The sequence below is a fragment of the Bacteroides intestinalis genome, assembly GCF_003464595.1.
Lineage (GTDB): Bacteria > Bacteroidota > Bacteroidia > Bacteroidales > Bacteroidaceae > Bacteroides > Bacteroides intestinalis_A.
Map to the genome: position 1 here is coordinate 1 of NZ_QRZF01000045.1, position 5,220 is coordinate 5,220.

5 protein-coding genes and 1 pseudogene are annotated in these 5,220 nt (G+C 39.1%); 2 read left to right on the forward strand and 4 right to left on the reverse strand.

Going from position 1 to position 5,220, the window contains the following annotated elements; genetic code table 11:
* Positions 1 to 510: 510 nt before the first annotated feature.
* A complete protein-coding gene (locus DWW10_RS25540; protein WP_117811881.1) occupies positions 511 to 1,761 on the forward strand; it encodes an NBU/pMV158-type mobilization protein in 1,251 nt (416 codons plus the stop codon).
* 69 nt (positions 1,762 to 1,830) lie between these two features.
* Here the strand turns inward: DWW10_RS25540 and DWW10_RS26215 are convergent, their stop codons facing one another.
* A complete protein-coding gene (locus tag DWW10_RS26215; protein ID WP_005799241.1) occupies positions 1,831 to 2,601 on the reverse strand; it encodes a hypothetical protein in 771 nt (256 codons plus the stop codon).
* Between the two features lie 91 nt (positions 2,602 to 2,692).
* On the opposite strand from DWW10_RS26215, the gene DWW10_RS25550 reads away from it, so the two are divergent.
* Positions 2,693 to 3,154 (forward strand): hypothetical protein, encoded by a 462-nt coding sequence (locus DWW10_RS25550; RefSeq protein ID WP_005812785.1) that lies wholly within the window; start codon positions 2,693 to 2,695, stop codon positions 3,152 to 3,154.
* Between the two features lie 3 nt (positions 3,155 to 3,157).
* Here the strand turns inward: DWW10_RS25550 and DWW10_RS25555 are convergent, their stop codons facing one another.
* The 3 genes and pseudogenes from DWW10_RS25555 to DWW10_RS26635 form a co-directional block, all read right to left on the reverse strand.
* Positions 3,158 to 4,207 carry a protein rep gene (locus DWW10_RS25555; RefSeq protein WP_005799258.1) on the reverse strand — a complete coding sequence of 350 codons (1,050 nt, stop codon included), beginning with the start codon at positions 4,205 to 4,207 and terminating at the stop codon, positions 3,158 to 3,160.
* Between the two features lie 494 nt (positions 4,208 to 4,701).
* Positions 4,702 to 5,100 (reverse strand): hypothetical protein, encoded by a 399-nt coding sequence (locus DWW10_RS25565; protein WP_005799260.1) that lies wholly within the window; start codon positions 5,098 to 5,100, stop codon positions 4,702 to 4,704.
* Between the two features lie 36 nt (positions 5,101 to 5,136).
* Positions 5,137 to 5,220: pseudogene (locus tag DWW10_RS26635) on the reverse strand (type II toxin-antitoxin system PemK/MazF family toxin); the annotation flags it as partial.

Here is a 5,220-nt window from a genome sequence, read left to right on the forward strand (position 1 = left end):
AGAAATGCTCACAGCCGATTTCAAGGACAAACGCAACTGTTTCAATACTTCGGAAGGAAGTATTATCCCCTTGCTGTTTCCAATCTGAATAATATTCGTTACCATAATGTTATAACTTTATAATTGATTATCACGATACAAATATATGTAAAGTTATAACAATAACAAAAGGAAAAACAACTTTTTTCCATTTTCACCGAGAACCCTGTCAATGGCTGCACTCGTCGGGAGTGTTGGTGCACCCCCTTGCCGTGCAGCGCTCCCCGACCGATGATTTTTTATTGTGCCTTGTGTCCTTTTCCCTTTTGTCCGGCTTCTGTTCCCAAGCACATCCGGAACACATGGCAGAGCGCTTGCAAATCCCGTCCGGAAGGCTTACCTTTGCAAAAGGTTATAGCACACTATAACCCCTAAAGGGGTTGTGTGCGAGGGGTGTCCCCTCGACCCCGTGCGATGTGACGTTTCACGCCACATCTTCTAAACATACATACACACCTAAAACCTAAAGATATGGCAAAGACATGTATCAGAGTGGAAGCCTGCAATATAGGCAGCTCGGAACGTCACAACTTAAGAAGCAAGGAGCTCGACTACATCCGTCCGGAACTCACACACCGCAACGAACAGTGGGTAGAATGTTCCATTGCCGAAGTACACCGGGACATAACGGAAAAATACAAGGAAGCCACCGGACAAGGATTACAGAAGAAAGCTACCCCAATCCGGGAAGGGGTAATAGTAATCAGCGAGGAAACCACAATCCAGCAGCTTCAAGACTTGGCCGAAAAACTGGAAGAACGCTTTGGAGTGCACGCCTTCCAAATCTACACCCATAAGGATGAAGGCGCAAACGTATGGGACGGAAAGGAAGAAGCATGGAAACCGAACTATCATGCGCACATGATCTTTGACTGGACGGACGGCCATACAGGAAAAACTGTAAAGCTGAACAGACACGACATGGCGGAGATGCAGACTATAACAGCAGAGTGTCTCAACATGGAACGTGGAGTTTCTTCAGACAAGAAACACTTGTCGGCCATGCAATACAAAAACAAAATGGAAAAAGAGAAAGCTGAACAACTTCAAAAAGACATCGAGCAACTAAACAGGGCATACACTGCCGGAACCGAGAAAATCACCACAGTCCAAAAGGAACTTAGTACGGCACAAAAAGAGCTAAACAGCATGAAAACCGACATACACATCAACGAAGCCAAAGAAGCTGCCGCAAAAGCCGGAAAAACCGTATTTAATGCCGTTACAAGCGTCTTTAATGTAGGGGAAGTAAAACGACAAGCCAAAGAAATTGAAACCCTCAAAAAAGAAAATTATAACCTCTCATTCAAGAATCAAAATTTAGAAGGACAATTAAGAACCAACAACATCGAGATGCGAAGGGTACAGGAAACAACCGACAGACAGATAAAGGCAGAAGCATCCAAACTAAAACCCATAACTAACCTTTTTCCGGAAATGGAAAATGCACAGGAAAATATAGAGGAACTCCAAACTATGGGAATACAAAATAAAGATATCCGACAACTTCTTATTGGAAAGGAAATATACTACACTGGAAACCTTTACGATAAAGACAAGAGAAAATCATACCAAGTTAAAAACGTGAAAATAGATATCTCCAAAAGTCAGAATGGTATTACTACAATTTGGCTAAATAACATCCACTTTAAAAACTTTCTTAAAGAACTTTGGAATACACTACAAAAGACTTTAGATAACGGTAACTGGCTACACCGATAGAAAGACACTAAAAAGAATTGCACTTCTCTTTTTTGAGAAGTGCAATTCAAATTAAATCCCGTTCATTTTTTAACGACTAAAGGTGCAATTAGCTATAAAACCAAAAGAAGGAGTAGTACCTTTTCCTTTAAACTCCCATTTAAAACCTTGACCAGGTACATTTGCATCCCAATACGAAGTCCAAGTGAAAGTGTTACTCCATAACGGTCCAGTTCCACTAAAAGCAACACTTTCAGGTGTCGTTATATTATCATCCGGACTTGGTTTAGCATTAGGATTTAATACTTCAAAGAAATAATAATTATTCTGTATTGAAGCATTCAAATCAACTTGCATCTTTAAAGTACGACTGGAATCGTAAAAAACTCCGGTAGTGCTTTGAGAACCTCCATTAATACTCAAAGAAGGGAGAACAGCCCTCGTTTCCGTTACAACATCCCTAAATACTGAAAAATCAAAATTAGCATCCTCCTTCACCTTTTTAACCAAAGTCTTTCCATTTACAGAAAAAACAACATAAGCGGTATTAGGATTTGAAATAGCACTTGCCACTTGAGCATTTAAAACCTGCAGGTTATTCTTATATTTCTCAATACTCAAAGGACTAACTTTTTCTAAATCCTGCCAATCCGAACCTGTTACATAAGACAACGCCCTCGTTTTCTTATTCTCATTGAAATAGTATTCATTTGTAATCTCATTTACATCAACAAAACGAGATAAGACCTCCATATCAGATACAGAATCACTAACCACAGGTTCTATTACTTCATTATCATTACACGAACAAACACCCAAAACAGTCAGTAGACTGATGAACATAAACATTACTTTTTTCATAAATCCTCCTTTTTTAAAGTTAATAAATAAAGGTTTCGCCCAAAAATATAAAATTTCTCCTATTTTTGCATTGAATATTAAATATTTAACTATGAATAGAATAATACATATCTCTTTACTTATTTCAACAGTATCACTTTTTCTTATTTCAAACACCGGATGTGTTGAAAAACAAGGATACTACAACCATGGAGAAGAAAGCATAATCTCATTAATTTGTGATATTACATGGGCTGGTAAAAAAACAACAGACGAAAACGGCAGTGTCTGGCAAGGTACATACAAATTCAATAAAAACGGAACATATACCCGTACAAATATAGAAATCGACAAACAAGGAAATAAAAAAGAAGCCAATATCTACGGACAATGGTCATTCGGTGATCCAAGTTTCAGTACCATTTATTTTGGTGGAGAACATTACTGGGACATAGACGAGCTTACTAAAAACAAATTTTCCTTCTATGACAGAAGTGGAAAATTTGGCGATCCTTTCATGAATAGAGAATACATAGAACTCACACCATACCAAGAAAACAATACAACAAACTAACAACTACCCACTATTAGGAAAAATATCCTCATCTAAATAAATATCCTGCAAAAGTTCATCCTTCCGGGTGACCTTATAACAACACAATGCCTCCCCAGTTTCCATATTATACCAATCAGCCACCTTATCTTTCACAGACATATACCAAGTATAACAACCATCTTCAACATTCAATCCCTCAATATTAAGAACCAAATCCTCATCTCTAAAATCATTCAACGCTTCATCTCCGATCATGGTGCGGAACTGTCCGAAACTACTCATGCGCTGCATCCCATGCATGGCAGTATAAATCATATCCAAAGCCTTATAATTTATCTGAATCTTTTTTTTACCGTCACGACCTTTCGATTTTGAGACAGAAGCCTTTGAAGCATACTTAAAAACCTCTATCGCTGCATTTTCAAAATCCTCTATCTTCTTATATTTCTGAAAACGGGCATCAGCAACCGTACTACCATGCAATTTCTTCCATTGGGCTACTACATATTTTGCAGCTTCCAATGAATCAACAATAATATGAAAATGATAATGGAACGAAAACAAATCCTTTTTTACTACATGATAGGTACACTCCTTCTTAATCACCCCCGAAATACCAAGTGAACGAAACTTGTGTTTCGTCCTTATACCATCAGCCCACATCCGGTTACATCTACGCATGAAATCTCGCAATACCCTTGCATCATCGGTTACACAATTTTGCAAGGTAAGCGTCACAAAATAAAACTCTCTGCCTTCCGAAGCCAAATACTTCATAACCGGAAGGAACTTCTTTACATTTTGTGCCGTTTGAATACGCTGACAGATAGGACAAAAAGCCCGATGACAATAATGGGAATGCGCCTTACCTCCCTGCACAGTATAAACATTTGAACACACATGGGCATCCATATATGCTTTCATCAGCTTACTATCCGGATTCTTTTCCGAAAGTTTTCGAGTAAAATTATGGGATATGATTTTTACTTTAGCCTTTTTTTTAAGACTATCAGAACCGTTTTTTAACGGACTTTCTTTGCAGTTGGTTATATTTGTTCTATCTTTGCACATATGAAATTTTGATGTGGCTTTCGTTTGGTATCCGCCCCGCCAAGAACGAACACAAACGATTGCTAATTCTTAAAATACAAAGCCCGTTGGTTACTGCCTTCGGGCTTTCGTTTTTTCTCAGCCCAAAAGTAGGTAATTCATTCCAAACCGCCAAACATCATTCAAAAAACCTACATATAACAAGTCAAAAAGCATTTACCACGAAACTTTCTAGTTTATCTAGTATGGGGGCTCGCCCCCATTCCCCCGGCTGCGCAATTCTGACACAAATACACTACTAAATCCACAACAGACAAAGATACTTCCGGAAAAAAAACTATCTTTGCCGTACACAAAGACAACCCTTGCCGAGCGATACGGGAGAGTTGCAAAAAAAACACCGGAGTGAATTGACGGATATCCGACATCTCCGGTGGTATTTTTTTTCTTATCCCCCTCCCGTCCCCCAAAGGGGGAGCACACAAAGACAAGCCCTGCCTTCACTCAATGGAGTGTTAAATAGTTGCATATGGGTCAAGTTCCTTAATCCGCTTACACAAAAAATCAAAGCGTTTCTTTGTAAGTGGTGTAAGCGTATCGAGATTATCTCCATCGAAATTCTCCCCAAAAATAAGGTCGTTCATTCCTATGCCGTGATTGTAGTTCTCACGCACACAGTTGCGCAGCGTCCAAAGGTTACGCAGGTTTACCCAGTCTGCTGTGCGGCTCTTTACCCTGCGGAACAAGATAACGGCAGTCCGCAAATAGTGCCCCACATGGTCGTAATCGTGCAAGACACGTTTGCCCAAATAGTAAATATCCAAATCTTGTTTTTCTCTGTCCTCGACTACTTGACAGAGGAAGAATGGAATATCCTTCAGGTTATCCCATTCGATGTAGTCAGTTGGTTTCATAATGTCTTATTTGCATTTTTCTTTCCGTACTTTCCATTATTCACAGAACATTTGCTGAAACACTTCACGTAACCTTTTTATCTCACTGAAATTCAAATCTCCAATCTTTCTTTTCAGCCG

What these genes read in the sequence shown, in the direction of transcription:
- DWW10_RS26215 (WP_005799241.1), bottom strand. Translation starts at nt 2,601, where the DNA reads ATGAAAAAAGTAATGTTTATGTTCATCAGTCTACTGACTGTTTTGGGT.
- DWW10_RS25540 (WP_117811881.1), top strand. Translation starts at nt 511, where the DNA reads ATGGCAAAGACATGTATCAGAGTGGAAGCCTGCAATATAGGCAGCTCG.
- DWW10_RS25550 (WP_005812785.1), top strand. Translation starts at nt 2,693, where the DNA reads ATGAATAGAATAATACATATCTCTTTACTTATTTCAACAGTATCACTT.
- DWW10_RS25565 (WP_005799260.1), bottom strand. Translation starts at nt 5,100, where the DNA reads ATGAAACCAACTGACTACATCGAATGGGATAACCTGAAGGATATTCCA.
- DWW10_RS25555 (WP_005799258.1), bottom strand. Translation starts at nt 4,207, where the DNA reads ATGTGCAAAGATAGAACAAATATAACCAACTGCAAAGAAAGTCCGTTA.